The 18,065-nt window shown below is 66.7% G+C and carries 17 protein-coding genes; 7 read left to right on the top strand and 10 right to left on the bottom strand.

What is annotated here, in order from left to right; translation table 11 throughout:
• Positions 1-118 precede the first annotated feature (118 nt).
• From ABZ827_RS23410 to ABZ827_RS23395, 4 genes are all read right to left on the bottom strand, one after another.
• A complete protein-coding gene (locus ABZ827_RS23410) occupies positions 119-688 on the bottom strand; it encodes a DUF6036 family nucleotidyltransferase (protein WP_357240276.1) in 570 nt (189 codons plus the stop codon).
• Entirely contained in the window at positions 685-1,029 is a 345-nt protein-coding gene (locus tag ABZ827_RS23405; protein ID WP_357240273.1) for a hypothetical protein, read from the bottom strand. Before ABZ827_RS23405 ends, ABZ827_RS23410 begins: the two co-directional genes overlap by 4 nt.
• A gap of 252 nt (positions 1,030-1,281) precedes the next feature.
• Positions 1,282-2,550: an amidohydrolase family protein gene (locus tag ABZ827_RS23400; RefSeq protein WP_357240271.1), complete on the bottom strand. Its 1,269-nt coding sequence runs from the start codon at positions 2,548-2,550 to the stop codon at positions 1,282-1,284.
• Between the two features lie 56 nt (positions 2,551-2,606).
• On the bottom strand, positions 2,607-3,248 hold the full coding sequence (locus tag ABZ827_RS23395; protein ID WP_357240268.1) for a GntR family transcriptional regulator: 642 nt from the start codon (positions 3,246-3,248) through the stop codon (positions 2,607-2,609).
• A gap of 290 nt (positions 3,249-3,538) precedes the next feature.
• Between ABZ827_RS23395 and ABZ827_RS23390 the strand changes: the two genes are divergently transcribed.
• The 6 genes from ABZ827_RS23390 (at position 3,539) to ABZ827_RS23365 (ending at position 10,276) form a co-directional block, all read left to right on the top strand.
• Positions 3,539-4,282, top strand: a complete 744-nt coding sequence (locus ABZ827_RS23390; protein WP_357240265.1) for a sulfite exporter TauE/SafE family protein — start codon at positions 3,539-3,541, stop codon at positions 4,280-4,282.
• 21 nt (positions 4,283-4,303) lie between these two features.
• Positions 4,304-5,500, top strand: a complete 1,197-nt coding sequence (locus tag ABZ827_RS23385) for an amidohydrolase (RefSeq protein WP_357240262.1) — start codon at positions 4,304-4,306, stop codon at positions 5,498-5,500.
• 68 nt (positions 5,501-5,568) lie between these two features.
• Positions 5,569-6,375, top strand: a complete 807-nt coding sequence (locus ABZ827_RS23380) for an ABC transporter ATP-binding protein (RefSeq protein ID WP_357240259.1) — start codon at positions 5,569-5,571, stop codon at positions 6,373-6,375.
• On the top strand, positions 6,372-7,235 hold the full coding sequence (locus tag ABZ827_RS23375; protein ID WP_357240256.1) for an ABC transporter permease subunit: 864 nt from the start codon (positions 6,372-6,374) through the stop codon (positions 7,233-7,235). The genes ABZ827_RS23380 and ABZ827_RS23375 overlap by 4 nt, the downstream gene beginning before the upstream one ends.
• A 78-nt stretch (positions 7,236-7,313) precedes the next feature.
• Positions 7,314-8,450: an ABC transporter substrate-binding protein gene (locus tag ABZ827_RS23370; RefSeq protein WP_357240253.1), complete on the top strand. Its 1,137-nt coding sequence runs from the start codon at positions 7,314-7,316 to the stop codon at positions 8,448-8,450.
• A gap of 281 nt (positions 8,451-8,731) precedes the next feature.
• On the top strand, positions 8,732-10,276 hold the full coding sequence (locus ABZ827_RS23365; protein ID WP_357240391.1) for an acyl-CoA synthetase: 1,545 nt from the start codon (positions 8,732-8,734) through the stop codon (positions 10,274-10,276).
• Here the strand turns inward: ABZ827_RS23365 and ABZ827_RS23360 are convergent.
• Positions 10,255-10,914 carry an MFS transporter gene (locus ABZ827_RS23360; RefSeq protein WP_357240250.1) on the bottom strand — a complete coding sequence of 220 codons (660 nt, stop codon included), beginning with the start codon at positions 10,912-10,914 and terminating at the stop codon, positions 10,255-10,257. The genes ABZ827_RS23365 and ABZ827_RS23360 overlap by 22 nt on opposite strands.
• Before the next feature lie 321 nt (positions 10,915-11,235).
• Between ABZ827_RS23360 and ABZ827_RS23355 the strand changes: the two genes are divergently transcribed.
• On the top strand, positions 11,236-12,669 hold the full coding sequence (locus ABZ827_RS23355) for an ATP-binding protein (protein ID WP_357240247.1): 1,434 nt from the start codon (positions 11,236-11,238) through the stop codon (positions 12,667-12,669).
• A 233-nt stretch (positions 12,670-12,902) separates the two neighbouring features.
• Here the strand turns inward: ABZ827_RS23355 and ABZ827_RS23350 are convergent, their stop codons facing one another.
• Genes ABZ827_RS23350 through ABZ827_RS23330 form a run of 5 tightly spaced genes read right to left on the bottom strand, consistent with a single transcriptional unit; the run spans position 12,903 to position 17,929 of the window.
• Complete coding sequence (locus ABZ827_RS23350) at positions 12,903-13,559, bottom strand: alpha/beta hydrolase (protein ID WP_357240245.1); 657 nt, start codon at positions 13,557-13,559, stop codon at positions 12,903-12,905.
• On the bottom strand, positions 13,556-14,257 hold the full coding sequence (locus ABZ827_RS23345; protein ID WP_357240243.1) for an isochorismatase family cysteine hydrolase: 702 nt from the start codon (positions 14,255-14,257) through the stop codon (positions 13,556-13,558). Before ABZ827_RS23345 ends, ABZ827_RS23350 begins: the two co-directional genes overlap by 4 nt.
• Complete coding sequence (locus ABZ827_RS23340; protein WP_357240240.1) at positions 14,254-15,567, bottom strand: cytosine permease; 1,314 nt, start codon at positions 15,565-15,567, stop codon at positions 14,254-14,256. The genes ABZ827_RS23345 and ABZ827_RS23340 overlap by 4 nt, the downstream gene beginning before the upstream one ends.
• A complete protein-coding gene (locus tag ABZ827_RS23335; protein ID WP_357240238.1) occupies positions 15,564-16,619 on the bottom strand; it encodes a ring-opening amidohydrolase in 1,056 nt (351 codons plus the stop codon). The genes ABZ827_RS23340 and ABZ827_RS23335 overlap by 4 nt, the downstream gene beginning before the upstream one ends.
• Positions 16,616-17,929, bottom strand: a complete 1,314-nt coding sequence (locus ABZ827_RS23330; RefSeq protein WP_357240235.1) for a nucleobase:cation symporter-2 family protein — start codon at positions 17,927-17,929, stop codon at positions 16,616-16,618. The genes ABZ827_RS23335 and ABZ827_RS23330 overlap by 4 nt, the downstream gene beginning before the upstream one ends.
• Positions 17,930-18,065 lie beyond the last annotated feature (136 nt).

Here is an 18,065-nt window from a genome sequence, read left to right as displayed (position 1 = left end):
TCCGCGCGACGACGCGGCCCGATTTGATCATGGCGGCACTGAGCGCAGAGATCCAGCAGATCGGTCAGATCGCGGCGCGGGCATCAGGCCCAACGGGATAGGTAACCTCGTGCCCGGTCTATACGAGACTCAGGTCTACGGCCTGGCCCTCCGCGGCGGCAGCTTCGTTGGACGGCCACTCGATGGGCTCACCGGCCAGTCGTTTCAAGATGTCGGACGCTGCCACTACGCCTGCGTCGAGCAGGGCGGCGATGAAGGTGTGGTCCTTTTCCCTGCCGGCGATGATCTTCGCGATACAGAGGTCGACTGGATCGAGGCAGTATCCGATGTGGCCGTATTCGGCCAAAGGAGTAAAGCGGACCAGGCGGCCCTCCCATCCGCGAGGAAGGGCGACCGTGTCCCGGTGAATAGCTTCGACGTAGAAGCCGAAGGAGTCGTGGAAGGTGGAGTTTTCGCCGAGATCAGCATTGATCTGCAGGAGTTTCATATTCAACTCCGGCTCAGGGAGGTTCCGTTGGACCGCGTTGCCAGGGGTGATGTCGACCTCTATCGACAGCGTCGCTTCTTGCGGAAGTTCCGACTCTGGATGTGAGCCCAGGAGTGATTGGGATCCGAAAACCACAACGTAGGGTTCATTGAGCAGAGAGCACGCCGCGCGGATCGCGTGTGCGAGTTCTTCTTGATTCACGCCGGCTGAAGAGTGTTCGAGACCCCATGAAGCTCATGCAGAATCTCGAGCCGTTCCTCATCGCTGAGCAGGGCATTCAACGGGGAGAGCGTGAGCATCTGCACCGAGTACTCGTCCTCCGACCCGTGCAGCAGGCGAATCGATTCGACATCTCGGAGGACGATCCAGCGTTCCCACTGATCGAGGTATCGGTGCATCCCGGAGCCGTGAACCCCTCTCCGGAGCACCTCCAGCCGCCGCAGCACACGCGGATCTTCGATGCGCACCTCATCGCGGTCCAAGAGGTCGAGCACGCGATTGAACATCAACTCGGAACGCCGGTCTTTCATCGTCCAGATCATCGGTACCCTCCTCTCTGACCTGCGATGGGATAAACACCGTCTACCTGCATTGTGGCACAAACATCAGGACTGGCATCGAGCTGTGGTCAACCCAACCGTCAGGTGGCGTTATCAGCGCCTGGGGTGCTGCATCGACCGTGGGCTGTTTTGACGGATTTTCCCAGGTCACAGCTGCCGCAAAGGGACAGGTGCTCACGCGCCGGTCTTTCTGCCCAGCGCCGGTCTTCCCGCGACGACATGACCACACCGTATTTACGCCGGGATCGCCGGGAGTAACTCCTCGATTCGGGTCGTCCGCGCTACGACGCGGCCCGATTTGATCACATAGCAGCGGTCCGGCCGGTCCAGGAGCGCGTCGGCAACCCGATGCGTGGACAGCACCACAAGGTCGGCTGCTGCGCCTTCGCGCAGCCCGTAGCAGTCCGCGATGCCGATCACGGCGGCGGCTTCGTAGGTGGCCATACCGAGTACGCGGGTGAGGTCCTCCGGGCCCGACAGGTGCGAGGTCTGGGCCAGGAATAGTCCGATATCCAGCAGATCGGCGTTGCCGTACGGGGTGAAGGCGTTGCGAATATTGTTGGACGAGAAGGCGGTTCGCACACCGGCCGCCCATAGTTCGCGGACCGGGGCGATACCGCGGCGGATATTCACACTGTCGCCGCGACCGCCCAGGAACATATCCGTCGCCGGGAGTGGGACCACGGCCACACCCGCCTCGGCCAGGCGGCGCAGCACCCGCTGCCGGTCCGCGGGCGGGCGTGCGGCGAGTGAGGTCGCGTGGCCGATGGTGACCCGGCCGCCCATCCCGGTGCGTTCGGTGACCTCGGCGATGTAGTCGGCGAGGGCGAACCTGGGGTCGCTGGTGTCGTCGGCGAAATCGGCGTGCAGGTCCACCGGGACGCCGAACTCGGCGGCGAGTTCGAATACCAGGTCGATGTGGCGGCGGCATTGGGCCACCGAGTCCTCGTTGTAGGTGCAGCCGCCGACCACGTCCGCGCCGGCGCGCAGGCCTTCCCGGAGCAGGGCGAGTGTGCCCGGGGCGCGGAGGATGCCCTCCTGCGGGAACGCGACGATCTGCAAGTCGATCCGGCCGCGGAATTCCTCGCGCAGCTCGAGCAGAGTGGTCACCCCCAGGAGACCCACGATCGGGTCGACATCGGGGTGGGCGCGAATCGTGGTGGTGCCGTGGGTGATCGCCTGTTCCAGGACGCGGCGGGCGCGGTCGCGGATGGAGGCGGCGGTGAAATCGCGTTTCAGATCCGCGGTGACGGCGATCGCCTGGGCGAGGGTTCCGTCGCCGCTGTGCTCCCGGTCCAGCAGGGCCTTGTCGAGATGTACATGCGATTCCACCAGGCCGGGAATCACCACCCGGGCCGCGCAGTCGATCTCCTGCTCGGCGGCACATGCCAATTCCGGGCCGATCTCGGTGATGACACCGGAGGCGATGGCGATATCCACGAGTGGGGCCGAATCATCGATATGCGCGTTGCGCAGCACCAGGTCGGTTGCGGAATACGTCACCGTTTTTGTATACGACCCGTCTGTTTCCGGCGGGGCCGTGGAATGCTTCGGGAAGGTTACGAACTCGCCGGCGCGGACCGGGTGTGCCGGAGCCGGTAGGCGGTGGTCGCATGGCCGATATGTTCGGTGACCAGGCGCTGGGCGAGCTGCGCGTCGCCCGCTTCCAGTGCGTCGCAGATCCGTTCGTGTTCGAGCCAGGAGTCGGGGGCACGCCGCGGTAGCTCCACCGCGTACACCCAGGCGATCTTCCAGCCGAGCTGGGTGATCAGCTGAGTCAGCAGGGTGCTGCCCGAGGCTTCGGCCAGTACTTCGTGGAAGCGGCTGTTGAGCCTGGTCAGGTCGTCGAGACGGCCGGTGCGCACGGCGTCCTGGCCGAGGGCGGTGAGTTCCTTGAGGCGGCCGAGTTGTTCCGGGGTGCGCCGCAGCGCCGCCCGGCCGGCGCACATCGGCTCCAGTAGGGCGCGGATCTCGAGCAGGTCGGCGGCCTCGTCCTCGGTCAATTCGGCGACGAAGGTCCCGGCGTAGGGGCGCGAATGGGCGAAACCCTCGGCTTCCAGGGTGCGCAGTGCCTCCCGGACGGGCACCCGGGAAACCCCGTAACTCTCGGCGATCGTGTCCTCGGTGAGTCGCTGACCAGGTGCGAAGACGCCGTGGATGATGTCCTCGCGAATGGCGCGGCACACCTGCTGCTTGGTCATCCGCGGGTTGCTGCTGGCCACATCGTCCTCGGCTCGGTCGGGGGCGCGGTCGCATACGATCCGCAGCCCGGTGCTAACCACTGGATACCAGGTATGGGCGCGGAGTGCCGGTGCGGGGCTGTCGGCTTGCTTGGTCAGAGGGTCCGGCCGGCCTGGGCCGTGCATTCGATGAGCACGGGGGATCCCGGTGTTCCGGGCTGATTGTTCTCGCCTGCCCGAGGGGCTCGGTCGGCAGACTCGCGCCTTTTCGTATACGATCCGGACTCACTTCGGATCGGAGGGATATCGCCATGGATCCCATGCACGTGGTTCTACTGCTGGTGGCCGGGTTCGGTGCCGGCGTCTGTAATGCCATCGCCGGCGGCGGCAGCCTGCTGTCGTTTCCCGCGCTCCTGGCCACCGGCCTGCCACCCGTCACCGCCACGGTGACGAACGCGGTCGCGGTTTGGCCCGGCTACCTGGGTGGGGCCGCCGCGCTGCGGTCCCGTATCGCCGCCCATCGGAGTCTGCTCCCGCGCCTGATAGTTACGGGAACGGCCGGTGCCCTCGGCGGTGTGATCGCCCTGCTGGCCGCGCCGCCCGAGGTGTTCAGTGCCCTGGTGCCGTATCTGGTGCTGGCGGCGACTGCTCTGTTCGCCGCCCAGCCGCTGATCTCCCGGCGGCTCGCGGAGAAGGGCGGCGACTCCCAGTTGACCCTCTTCGCAGGAGTTTTCCTGGGCGGTGTCTACGGCGCCTACTTCAACGGCGGGATGGGGATCGTGCTGCTCACTGCCCTCGCGCTCGGCATGGAAGCCTCGATCAACATGCTGAACGGGCTCAAAAGTGTTCTCACCCTGACTGTTTCGACCACCGCCATGATCGCGGTGGCGCTGTTCGGCCCGGTCGAGTGGTGGTCGGTGGCCGTCCTGGCACCGGCGTGCCTGGTCGGCGGGACCGTCGGCGCCAAGATCGCCGACCGCCTGCGCCCCGGTGCGTTCCGTGCCGTGGTGATCGTTTTCGGTGCCGGTGCGGGCATCGCCATGTTGTTCACGTGAACAGTTGAAAGAAGGAACCGAATGTCCGATCTCCTGCTTCGCAACGGCCGCCCCTGGACCCCCGGGGAACCGGTGAAAACGGCCGATATCCTCATACGGGACGGCCGGATCGAGAGTATCGGCGCCGGCCTGTCCGCTCCCGGTGTCGAGACCGCCGACCTCGACGGCGCCCTCGTCCTGCCCGGGTTCGTCGACACCCACTGCCACCTGGACAAAACCCTGTGGAGCGGACCCTGGGTGCCCAATACCGGCGGTCGCTCGCTGGCGGGCCGGATCGCCAACGGGGAGGGCCGGCGGGCCGAACTCGGTATCCCCAACGCCGATTACGCGGGGAATCTGCTCGCGACCATGGTCGCCGGCGGCACCGCGTATGTGCGCAGCCATATCGATATCGACCCATCGGTGGGTCTGGCCGGGGTCGAGGCGGTCCGGGCCGCCGCCGCGCGCCACCGGGACCGGGTCGATGTCGAACTCGTCGCCTTCCCGCAGGGCGGCCTGATCAGCCGCCCGGGCGTCGCCGATCTGCTGGCCGCCGCGCTCGCCGACGGTGTCGAGGTGGTGGGCGGTATCGACCCCGCCGGTTTCGACGGTGACCCGACCGGCCAGCTCGATGTGATCTTCGGCCTGGCCGAACGTTTCGGTGCCAAGGTCGATATCCACCTGCACGATCCGGGCGATCTCGGCGCCTGGGAATTCGATCTGATCATCGAACGCACCAGGGCCACCGGCCTCGCCGGCCGGGTGACGATCAGCCACGCATACGCCATGGGCGGGCTGCCGCCCGATGAGCAGCGGCGGATCGCCGAACGACTGACCGAGGCGGGTGTGGCCATGGTGACCTGCGCGGTCGGTGACGCACCGGTCGTCCCGGTGCGGGTGATGCACGCGGCCGGGGCGACTCTCGCGCTGGGTAACGACGGTATCCGCGATCTGTGGACCCCGTACGGCGACGGTGACATGCTGCGCCGGATCAGTACCGTCGCGTTCCGCGACAGGCTGCTGGCGGACGAGGAAATCGAACTCGCCCTGGCGGCGGGGACGTTCGGCGGTGCGAAGGTGCTGGGTCTGCCGGATTACGGTCTGCGGCCGGGTGCCCGGGCCGATCTGCTCACGGTGCGGGCGCCCACTCCGGCGGCCGCGGTGGTCGGTGTCCCGGTACGCGAGCTGGTCGTCAAAGGTGGCGTGGTGGTCGCGCGCGGCGGACAACTCACCGAGTGATCGTATACGAAACAGGGGTGTAATCCGGTAGACCGCATACCGCAATCAGGGCCGGATAGAACTGGTACATGAGCACAAAGGCTATTTCGGTGCCGACCTCTTCGAGGGAGGCAACGTATACGACCGGACCTGAACCGTCCCTCGCCTTCCGGAATGTGTCGATGGTCTTCGAGAACGGGACCGCCGCCCTGAGCGATATCGATATAGCCGTCGCCCCGGGCGAATTCGTCTCACTGGTCGGGCCGTCGGGGTGCGGTAAGTCCACGCTGCTGCGCCTGGCGGCCGGCTTCGAACAGGCCAGTTCCGGCGGTGTCGAGGTCGGTACCGATCACCTCGGCTACGTGTTCCAGGAAGCCACCCTGTTGTCGTGGCGAACCGTTCTGAGCAATGTGGAACTTCCCGCGGAACTGGCCGGGATGGCCCGCGGTGAGCGGCGCGCGGCGGCGCTGGACGCGATCGAACGGGTGGGGCTGGCCGGCTTCGAGAAACACAAACCCGCCCAACTGTCCGGCGGTATGCGTATGCGGGCCTCCATCGCCCGGGCGCTCACCCTGCGGCCGGAGGTCTTCCTGTTCGACGAACCGTTCGGGGCACTCGACGAGATCACCCGGCAGCGCCTCAACGAAGAAGTCAGCGGTCTGTTCCGCCGCGACGCGTTCGCCGGTGTCTTCGTCACCCATTCGGTGCAGGAGGCGGTGTTCATGTCGACCCGGGTCGTCGTGCTCACCGGACGACCCGGGCGGGTCGCCGCCGATATCCCGGTGCCGCTGGACTTCCCGCGCGAACCGGGCCTGCGCTATACGGCGGAGTTCGCCGAGATCGCGGGCTCGGTATCGGCCGCGCTGCATGCCGCCGAACAGGCGGTGGCGGCATGACAACGGTCGCGGCCGATACCGCCGCCACGGTCACCACACGGACAGAACCGAAAACGGCGGCCCGTACCCGTCGTTTCCGGGCCACCCCCGTGCGGATCGTCGCCCCGGTGGTGGTGTTCGTCCTCGTCATGGGCGGCTGGTATTTCGCGAGCCACTATCTGATCGCCGAGGAGTCGCGGTTCCTGCTGCCGGGTCCCGACGAAGTGATCACCGAGGGCCTGCTCGATTCCGCGGTACGCGCCGAGATCCTGTCCGCACTGGGTTCCACGGTGCTGGTGGCGTTGAGCGGGCTGCTCATCGCCATGGCGCTGGGCGTGGGTTTCGCGGTGGTGATGAGCCAGGCGCGGTGGGCCGAATACTCGCTCTACCCGTACGCGGTGATCCTGCAGACCATTCCCATTCTGGCCGTGGTCCCGCTGTTCGGCTTCTGGTTCGGCTACGAATTCGGCAGCCGGGTGATCGTCTGCGTGATGGTGTCGCTGTTCCCGGTGGTCACCAACACGCTGTTCGGTCTGAAATCCGTCGCCCCCGCCGAACACGATCTGTTCACCCTGCACGGCGCGACGCGACTGCAACGGCTGCTGAAACTACAACTGCCCACAGCACTTCCGGCGATGATCTCCGGGTTCAAGATCTCCGGCGGGATGGCGATCATCGGTTCCATCGTCGCGGATTTCTTCTTCCGCCAGGGCGAGCCCGGTATCGGCCGGATGATCGACGTCTACCGGCAGCGGCTGGCGACCGAGGAACTGCTCACCGCGCTACTGCTGTCCTCACTGGCCGGTCTGATCCTTTTCTGGGTCTTCGACTTCCTGGCTGTCCGCGTCGAACAGGCTCACGGTCGCCGGCGCGGCCACTGATCCACGGGCGATCCTCCGGCCCAGTCCGGTGAAGGGTCGCTGTTCTCCCCGCCCCGTCCATCGCCCCCAGGAAGATCCATGAAGAAAAACCTCTCCGTCCTGACCGCCGTCGCCGGCGCCGCATTGCTCACCGCGTGCGGTGGCGCGACCTCGGTACCCGAACCCACCGGTGAAGGGCCGCTGGCCGGTATCTGCCCGTCCACCGTCGTCATCCAAACCGACTGGTACGCCACACCGGAACGAGCGGCCGCCTTCCAGCTGGTCGGGCCCGACGGCACGGTCGACGTCAACAAGGGCTCCTACACCGGCCCGCTCGGGGATACCGGTGTCAACGTCGAGGTCCGCCTCGGCGGCCCCTTCCTCGGTGGCCAGCCGGTGCCCGCGCAGATGTATCAGGACACCGCGATCACACTGGGTTTCGTCCCGACCGACGACGCGGTCCGGGCGCAGGAGGAATTCCCGGTCACCGGTGTTTTCGCCTCGCTCGATGTGAACCCGCAGATCATCATGTGGGATCCGGCGACCTACCGGGTCGGATCCTGGAAGGATGTGCCCGGCACCAAGGCGCCCGTGGTGTACAGCGAGGGCAAGATCTTCATGGACTATCTCGTCGCGAACGGCTACGTGAGCAAAGAACAGGCCGACGCCTCGTTCGACGGCACGCCGAGCCGATTCGTCGCCGAACGCGGCAAGGTGATGCAGCAGGGGTACATATCCAACGAGCCCTACCGCTGGGAACACGATGTGGAGGGCTGGCGCAAACCGACCGGCTCGCTGCTGGTCCACGAAGCCGGATACGAGATCTACCCGCACGCCTGGTCGGTGCGCGCCGGTGAACTCGACGCGCTGCGTCCCTGCCTGACGAAACTGGTCCCGATGCTGCAGCAGGCGCAGGTCGATTACATCGCCGACCCCGAACCGGTCAACGCCGCCCTGCTGCGGATCGCCGAAACCATCCCCGACGGCCCGCCGATGACCGCCGCCGGTAACACCGATTCGGTGAAGGTCCAAGTGGCCGAGAAGATCGTGGGCAACGGCCCGGACAGCACCCTGGGCAACTTCGACGATGCCCGGGTGGACCGGGTGATCGACGCGGTGACACCCATTCTCCGCACCCGCGGTGACCGGATCGCCGACGGGCTCACCGCCTCGGACCTGGTGACCAACGAATTCATCGACCCGAGTATCGGGCTTCCGGCAGTTCCGAAACCGTGAGCCGTGACGCCGCGGATCGCCGCCCACGGTAGAGCGGTCCGATGCTCTCCGTCCCCCAGTAGCCGGCCGTGGCCACCGGGGGACGCCTGATGGCGCGAGCATCGACGCGATACCGGTGCGGCGTGTTACCTCGCGGCTCCTGCTACCGACCTCGCCGAATCGCCGACTGGAAACGGTCCCGTGGAGTACAACCTCAACTGAGGCGAAAACGCCGGAGTGAGGACATGCGCATGAGGAACGACCACATTTCAGCGGAGGCCGGGGGATTGCCACCGGCGGAGATGACCCCCGGATGGCACGCGGCTCGCACCCCGGACCGACCCGCGATCATCATGGCGACCGACGGCGAGATCGTCACCTACGGAGAACTGGAGCAGCGATCGATCCGGGTCGCCCGGGCCCTGCGCGCTCGCGGACCGAAGGTCGGCGACCATATCGCGATCTTGATGGAGAACAATCGCGAGTATCTCGAAATCGCGTGGGCGGCACAACGTTCTGGGCTCTACTACACGGCGGTCAACTGGCATCTGACCGCCGGTGAAGTCCAGTACATCCTGGACGATTGCGGCGCCACCGCGCTGATCGCGGGGGAGTCCATGGCGGAGGTCGTCGCGGACCTGGACCTGTCGCGGATCCCGGTGCGGATCGCGGGGACGGGCGAGCTACCGGGTTTCGAACGGTACGGCGATGTGCTGTCGGCGGAGTCGGCGGAGCCGCTCGGCGCCGACGAATGCGAAGGCCGCGAGATGCTCTACTCCTCGGGGACGACGGGCCGCCCGAAGGGAATCCGCAAACCGCTATCGGCGACTCCGCTGGGCGATCCGGCCGCGGCGCCGGTGCAGATCGCGAGGGGTCTGCTGGTGAGCGGAGCGACACAGGACGCGGTGTATCTCTCGCCGGCGCCCCTGTACCACGGTGCCCCGCTGGTGTTCTCGATGTCATGGCACCGGCTCGGCGCCACCGTCGTGGTGATGGAACGTTTCGATGCCCGGCAGTGCCTGGAGCTGATCGAACGGCACCGCATAACCCACACCCAGATGGTGCCGACCATGTTCGTGCGCATGCTGCGGCTGCCTCCGGCCGAACGAGACCGCTATGACACCTCCAGCCTGGTGGATGTCGTCCATTCCGCCGCACCGTGCCCGGTCGCGATCAAACAGCAGATGCTCGACTGGTGGGGTCCGATCATCTCCGAGTACTACTCGGGCACCGAGGACGTCGGCAATACCTACATCACCGCCCGCGAATGGCTGGACCACCCCGGATCGGTGGGCCGCCCCGCCCAGGAATGCCATATCGTCGGCGCGGACGGCGGGGAACTCCCGGTGGGGGAGGTGGGTGTCGTCTATTTCGACGGCGGCCGCCCGTTCGAATACCACCACGACCCCGCCAAAACGGCCGCGGCCGCCCACCCGAAAGGCTGGCGCACCCTCGGTGACATGGGCTATCTGGACGCCGACGGCTACCTCTACCTGACCGACCGGCAAGCTCACATGATCATTTCCGGCGGCGTGAACATCTACCCGCAGGAAGCCGAGAACACCCTGGCCGCCCACCCCGCGGTCGCCGATGTCGCGGTGATCGGTGTCCCCGACGAGGAGATGGGGGAGGCAGTGAAGGCCGTGATCCAACCGGTCGATCCGGCCACTGCGGGCGAGGGTCTGGCGGCCGAACTCATGGCTTTCTGCCGCACCGAGCTGGCCGCCTACAAATGCCCCCGCTCGGTCGATTTCACCGACGAACTGCCCCGCGATCCGAGCGGCAAACTCTACAAGCGACGCCTGCGCGAGTCGTACTGGAAAGATCACGACAACCTGATCATCTGACCGGTGGTCGCCCGATGCCGCGCGCGGCCCGTACCGCGTGCGGCTACCGACTCTGTCAGCGCGCCGCGGCTCGCTGGGATATCGGATCCGCGTCGGCGGCCGTCGGTTCCGTTATGTTGCGGGGGATGGCGAGGTAGTAGTGCCAGGCCGAGCAGACTCAGCAGTGCCCCGGCCAGGCCGGTCCAACGCAGTCCGTCCGCGGCCACGATCGCGCCACCGAGCACTGATCCCATGGCCGCACCCAGGTTGAGGGCCCCCACGTTGACCGATACGGCCAGCGTCGGCGTGGCCCCTGCGTGTTTGAGGATCAGGCTTTGTAACGGCGCGATCGTCGCCGTCGCCAGCGATCCCAGCGCCAGCACCGCGAACACCGCCGAGGGCTGCCACACGAGCAGGAACGGGAACAGCGCCAGCACACCGGCCAGCGCGCCGAACACTCCGCACACCGTCGCGCTGAACGACCGGTCCGTCAGCCGGCCCGCGGTGATGTTTCCGGCGAAGCTGCCCGCCCCGTAGGCCGGCAACAGCACCGACACTGCTGGAGCCGCGAACCCGGTGACCTCTGTCAACAGCGGCGCTATATAGGTGAAAATAGTTGCCACACCGGCGAATCCGACCGCCGTCGTGGCGATAGACACGAGTACCGGGCGCCGCCTCACCACACGCAGCTCGGCCTCGTTCCGACCAGCTCGGACCTGGTCGCCGATCTCTGCCGGGAACGCGATCGCATCACCAGCGCCATCGCCGAACTGCAATCTTCACGCGCCATGCTCGACGCCGTGATTACTGCCGCCCCCGATGACGTCGCCGCCCGGGCTCGGGCCGGCGTCGCTGCCCTGCCGACTGTGTGATGCTCAGGCGCGTGCTGCCGAGTCCGTGCTTCTCGGTCGGGTGAACCGCCATAAACGTAGATGCAATCTATGTAAGATACGTTCTACGTTTATACTCGGGAGGTGTAGATGGACTTCAAAGGCCGCGCCGATGATCTGCGCTTGCTGAACGGTCAGCTGAGTTCGGTTACCGCCGGTATCGGTGGGACCCGCGGCCGTGCCGTCATCGTGACGGGTCGGCGGCGGGTCGGAAAATCACGCCTCGTCCAGGAGTTCTGTGACCGTTCCGGACTACCGTATGTGCTTTTCCAGGCCACGCGGGGTCGTAACCCGGCGGCGGAGCGTGCTGAGTTCGTCTCGGCCGTTACCTGCTCACCCTTCTCTGGGGCCGAGCTGGTTTCCGGTTTTTCCGCCACCGATTGGAATCAGGCGCTGCGCACGGCCTCGATCGCGGCAGGAGACGACTCGCCGAGTGTTGTTGTGATCGATGAGGTCCCCTGGCTGGTCGAGCAGGACTCCGAGTTCGAAGGGGCGTTGCAGACGATCTGGGATCGGCATCTGTCCGCGAAACCGGTCCTGTTGGTGCTGGTGGGAAGTGACCTCTCGGTCATGGAGGCCCTGCAAACACACGGCAGGCCCTTCTTCGGTAGAGCCACGAAGATGACCGTGCGGCCACTTCACCTGGCAGACGTGCAGGAGATGACCGCATTACCCGCCGCCGAGGCGGTGGATGCGCAACTCGTAACCGGAGGATTCCCCGAGATCGTTCAATCCTGGGAACAGGGAATCAGTCGTGCGGAATTCTTCCGGAAATCGTTCTCCAACCCGTTGGCCCCGCTGCTCGTAGCCGGTGAACTCTCATTGCTCGGCGAATTTCCCGAATCCTCCCGTTCTCGAGCCGTGCTCGAGGCCATCGGCAGCGGGGAACGCACCTACAGTGCTATTGCGGCGCAGGCCAGCAGCTCTGGAGCTCTGCCTTCCGGAACCCTGGCTCCGATTTTGAACACGCTGCAGAACAAGCGAATTGTCGCCGCGGATCTGCCACTCTCGACCAACTCGGATACCAAAAACAAGCGATACCGGATCGAAGACTCGTACCTACGGTTCTGGCTCGCCTGCCTCGAGCGCGCTATCCCGCTCATAGAACGCGGGCGCGGCGATCTCGCGGTGAAGCGTGTCGAGCGATCATGGACGGCTTGGCGAGGTCGAGCTGTCGAACCGCTGATCCGTGAATCTCTGCTACGACTGTTGCCCGATGAACAATGGGCTGAAGTCGAGGCGGTCGGTGGTTGGTGGAACCGGCAGAACAACCCGGAGATCGATCTGGTCGGTGCAGACCGCGCGGGAGTTGCGAACGCTATCAGGTTCGTCGGCTCGATCAAGTGGCTGGAAGAGCGGCCGTTCGATCGACACGACTACGACGCGCTGGCCCGCAGTGTGCTCGCTGTTCCCGGTACCGAGATGAGCACCCCGCTGGTCGCGGTCTCCCGCTCCGGCGCCGCCGCTGATCTGCCCATGGCGGCGTGTTGGGGTCCTGAAGATCTGGTCCGTGCTTGGCGGTAGGAAAGCTGCGATTCCAGGAACGCCGAACCCGCCTTTTCGTGCGATCGCCCACCGGCTGCAGACAGTGAGCGACGCGGATCGGGTCGCCGTGATCGGCGGCGGCCGGATCATCCAACTCGGCACCCGCGACGACCTCATCGCGCACGAGGGCTCATACGCGGATCTGTAGCACAGATGGCAGGGTGAGCAGTAGGTGATTCACTATGGAATCTGTAACTTTCGAACGAACGAATCTAGTAGTAGATGGTGGTCGTGACTGCGTTGACCGGATCCGCCTGGAGGGTCTGAACCGGAGCTGTGAGTTGCTCGGGGTCCTCGAGGTGGACCGCGTGACCGACACCGGGTAGCACTCGTCGTTTTGTGCCGAGAGCGGCGGCGAGGGACTCTACGGATCGATGCCGCGCCGGCGACGACCTTTCGCCCACAGTCAGGGTGATCCGGTCAGCCGAGGGGCCGACCGGTTGTGGTTCGAATGCGCGGAACATCGCCAGCTCACGGGCGACCGTATCCCGGGAGGCGGTGGTGAGATCCGGTCCCCAGCCGGCGCCGTAGAGGGCGCAGCCGAAACCGGGCACACCGTCGCGCTCGAACGCCCGGGCGACGTCATCGAGCAAGCCGGGGGCGAGCGATCCGGCCGCGGGCTCGTGTAGCAGGGCGCCCGTGAAATGCACACCCCGCGAGGCCATTTCCAGTCCCAGGGTGGCGCCCCCGCTGACCCCGATGACGAACGCCTGCTCGCACAGCGGTGCGAGGGCGGCGATTTCGGTGTCCATATCCCCGGATTGGGGCCGGTCGGGGCAGGCGACCTCCACAGACGGGCCGAGTGCGGCGACCGTGGCCGCCCACACCCGGCTGTCCGTGGCCACGCCGTGGATCAGGACGACCCTCATGCGGTGACGGTCTGCTTTCCCAGCGCGGCCAGCAGCTGGTCGGAGGTCGCGACAGCGCCGAAGATCCCGCCCTGCATGGTGACCATGCTCAGGGCGGCTTCGTGATGTTTCTGCTCGGTGGCGCCGGTGCAGTCTGAGAGCACCAGGCATTCGTAACCGCGATCGTTGGCCTCGCGCATCGTGGTGTGCACGCAGACATCGGTGGTGATACCGGTGAGGATGATGTGGGTGATTCCGGCACTGCGCAGCAGCAGGTCGAGGTCGGTGGCGTAGAAGGCGCCCTTACCGGGCTTGTCGACGACCGGTTCGCCGGGGATCGGAGCGACCTCGGGCACGATTTCCCAGCCGGGTTCGCCCCGTACCAGAATGCGCCCGCACGGGCCGACACTGCCGATCTCCGCACCCACCTGGGCCGATCGCCAGCGCTTGTTCGCGGGCAGATCGGACAGGTCGGGGCGGTGGCCTTCCCGGGTATGGATAACGGTGAGACCGAGTTCGCGGGCCGCTGCGAGGACCCGCGCGGTGGGTTCCAGTCCGGCGCGGGTGAGGTTCAGGTCGTAACCCATCTGGTCGACGTAGCCGCCCGGTCCGCAGAAATCGGTCTGCCAGTCGATCAGCAGCAGTGCGGTGTGTGCCGGGTCGATGGGGCCGTCGAAGGGCCAGGTGTAGGGGGTGGCGTCCACGGTGGCGGGGTTCATGCGGGGATCTCCTTGTCGCGTCGCGCGGTGAGGGTCGCGCAGAGGGTGAGGATGAGCGCGGCGGCCACGAAGCCGATGACGGCGTCGGACAGCCAGGGGGCGAAATGGTGGGTGAGCATGGCGGCGGCAGCGCCACCGGCCCAGGCGGCGAACGCCGGCCAGTGCCAGCGGGCGCGGCGTTCACCGGGGCCGAAACCGTAACGGGGAAGGACCAACTGGTCGAGAATGACCACCGCGCCGATCGGCGGCACGATCACGCCCAGCAGGTTCAGCCACTGCTCGAAATATGACCAGATACCCGCTACCGCGAGCAGCACGCCGATCGTGCCGAGGATCAGAGTCAGGCGTCGCATCCGGCCGCCGGAGAGCTGACTCCAGCCGACCGCGCCGTTGTAGAGGCAGTGCGCGCATACCGATCCCAGATTGATGAATACGAACGCCACCGCCAGCGGCACCAGCAGGCCGCCGTGGTCGACCAGCAGACCGAGGAAGTTACCGCCATCCGTAGCGGGATCGGCACTGCCACCCAGAGCCACGACCAGTCCGCCGATCACCAGCGCGATCGAATTGCCCACCGGGAATGCCGACGCCGCGGCGAGGAACGCCTCGCGGCCGTTACGGGACCAGCGGGTGAAATCAGCGGTCATGGTGCCGGAGTCGACGAACGAGGCGATCACCAGGGTGACCGCGGCGCCGAAGCTCATCGCCGCCGCGCCCGCACTGCTCTGATACGAGGTGGGGGAGCCACCTCCGTCTGCGACGGCCAGCCCGATCGCGACGAGCCCGAGCACGATATAGACCGGGGCGGCGACCATACCGATCGCCGACAGCGCCCGGATCCCCAGCAGCGTGACGCCGATGAACGCGATGCCCGCGACCAGCGCGGTGAACTGTTCGTGCCAGCCGAGGGTGTCGTGCAGGATCGCCCCGGCCATACCGGTCTGGAAGGCGAACCAGCCGATGACGATGGTCGCCAGGAACGCCGAGGGCAGGAAGGCGCCGACCTTGCCGAACGTTTCGGTGGCGGTGAGCGCGAAGTTCTTGCCCGTGCGCCCGGCGATCACACTGAGCGCGCCGACGTAGAGCATCATGCAGATATTGCCCACGGCGATGGCGAGCAGGCCGAGCCAGAAGCCCAGCGAGTACACGATCAGCCCGCCGAAGATGGCGCAGGTCAGCACCATCGGGAAGCCGAACCACACCGCCGATATCGAGCCGAGGCCGCGCCTGCGGTCCGCGGGCACCGGGGTGGTCTCGTATTCCTCTATCTCCCAGGTGTTCTCGGGTTCGGTGACGGTAGTGGTGCTCATGCGCCGGTCCGTTCGGGGTCGGGGAGTTCGTAGATCACGGTGATGCTGCCGCCGCCCGGCGGACCCTGGTGCTCGGCGCCGCCCGAGACGTAGACCGCGCCGTCACCCTTGAGCGCGGCGAGCAGGCCGCCGACGGCGCCGCGGGCATGGCGGGTGGCGTTGATATCGGAATCGGTGAGCATGGTGTGCCGGAATCCGCGGATCGCGCCCTGCGGGTCTGCCTCGGCTTTGGCGAAGATCTGGCGGACTGTCCCGCCGGCGTCCGCGACCTGGGACAAGAGCTGTTGCACGGCGGCCAGGTCGATCGCATCGGCCATATGACCGTGCACCGCACGCAACGGGTTGGCCGCGGTGGGGCTTTCGGCGACCACCAGGATGTGGCAGTCGTCCAATTCGGCTCCGGAGCTGGCGGATGCGCGCGCCGACCAGACGTCGGCGTCGCCGGCGAGGGCGCGCAACGCCGTCTCCCGGTCGCATTCACCGAGCGCGACCGCGATCCCGAGCGAGCTGGCCGCGCGCGAATGCCCCATCGACGCGTAGGTGTCGGTGGCGACCGGCACCGCACCGGCAGCGTGCAGGGCGGCGATGGTGTCGGAGGTCAGCAGCGGGCATTTCACCAGCACCAGATGCACATCCGCGGGCGTGACGCCGAGTTCGGCGAGCAGTTTCCCGACCGTCTCGGCGACCGTGTCCACCTGGGCTTCCCGGCCGATCTCCACCGGTTCGAGAACCCGGCTGCGCCGTGCCGCCGCGACCAGGCCGCGGTCGAATCCGGCGTGCCGGCGGTCGTCGCGGACGAAGAGGTTCACATGCGGGCTCAGCACTCCCTCGGTACCGCCGGAGAACACGGTTACCGCGGACGCCGGGATACGCGGTTCCCAGATCGCGGCAGCCAGTGTGCGGCTGAAATCGTTGACGCAGCCGTTGCCCTCGGTTTTTCCGATCACCGATACGAGATCGTCTGCACTGTGGCCGTTTTCGGCGAGGATGTCGAAGGGGCGGGTATCGCCGGGGTCGGTGGTGGGCACGGTCAGCAGGGCGATACCGGTCATCCGGCGATCTCCTTCGGGGCGCGGGTCGGGGTGAGATGGTTGAACAGGAGGTTGAGGACGAACGCCACGATGACCGTGCTGGTGATCGCGCCGCCGGCGATGATCCGGACCGAGGACGGCAGCCCCTCGTATACCTCCGGCGCGACCACCGGGATCATCCCGATCCCCATGGCCAGCGACACCACCAGCAGGTTGTCGTTACGGGAGTAGTCCACCCGCGCGAGGGTCGAGATCCCGACCCCGGCGACCGTGGCGAACATGACCAGACTCACCGAGCCGATCACCGGGCCCGGCAGATTGGCGACCACTTCGCCCATCTTCGGCACCAGCCCCAGCGCCACCAGTAGCCCACCGGCCACCGCGACAGCGCCCCGGCTCGCGACCCCGGTCATCCGCACCAGGCTGACGTTCTGGGCGAAGATCGTGTCCGGGAAGGAGGTCAGGAATCCGCCCAGCACCGCCGAGGCGCCGTCGGCGCTCAGCCCGCGAGCCAGCTGTTTCGAGTCCAGCGGCTGACCGAGGTTATCGGCGGTGGCCATCAGATACGCGGTGGATTCGGTGAAGATCACCAGCATCACCAGGCACATCGAGATGATCCCGGCGATGGGGAAGGTCGGCGTGCCGAACAGGAACGGGTCGGGCAGGCCGAACCAGCCGGCGTCACCCACCGCACTGAAATCGGTGAGCGAGAACGCGGCGGCGGCGAGGGTGCCCAGAACCAGGGCGATGAGCACCGCCGACTGCGCGATCAGACCGCGCCCATAGCGCATCAGCACGATGATCGTCACGACCATCCCGGCGGCCAGCGCCAGCGGCGCACCCCCGGCCGGTTCATCGCCGAAGGTCATCGAAACCGCCTTCCCGATCAGCGACAGCCCGATCATGGTGACCGCCGCGCCCCGCACCATCGGCGGGAAGAACCGCACCAGCTTGGAGAACGGCACCGCGACCAGCACCCCGAAGATCCCGGCCGCGATCATCGCGCCGTACACCGCGGAGAGCCCGTACTCCTGGCCGATCAGGATCATCGGCGTCACGGCGGTGAAGGACGCCCCCGCGACCACCGGCATCCGCGCACCCAGCAGCTTCCCGATACCGAGGGCCTGCACGAGGGTGATGACGCCGGCGACGAGCAGGTCGGCGTTCACCAGGGTCGCGATGGTGGAGGTGTCCAGCCCCATGGCGGCGCCGAAGACGAGCGGCACCGCGACACAACCGGTGTACATGACGAGCACATGCTGGATACCGAAAAGCGCTGTGCGCCAGAGGGGCAGCGGCGGCGACTGGGTCGGTGCGGTGTCGGTGGACATAGGACCTGGCCTCGGGCAGAAGAAATAAGCAACACCAGAAGTTGTATACAAACAACGTTTCCTGGATGTTGCTCAACGTTCCATCGCCGTGAACTAAAGGAAGATAAGCGCCCCCCGCTCTTCTTTGTATACAAAC

Origin of the sequence: Nocardia sp. NPDC019395 (assembly GCF_040632335.1) — a bacterium.
Lineage (GTDB): Bacteria > Actinomycetota > Actinomycetes > Mycobacteriales > Mycobacteriaceae > Nocardia.
Note: the sequence above shows the minus strand (reverse complement) of the source record. Positions and strands in the feature narration are given on the sequence as shown.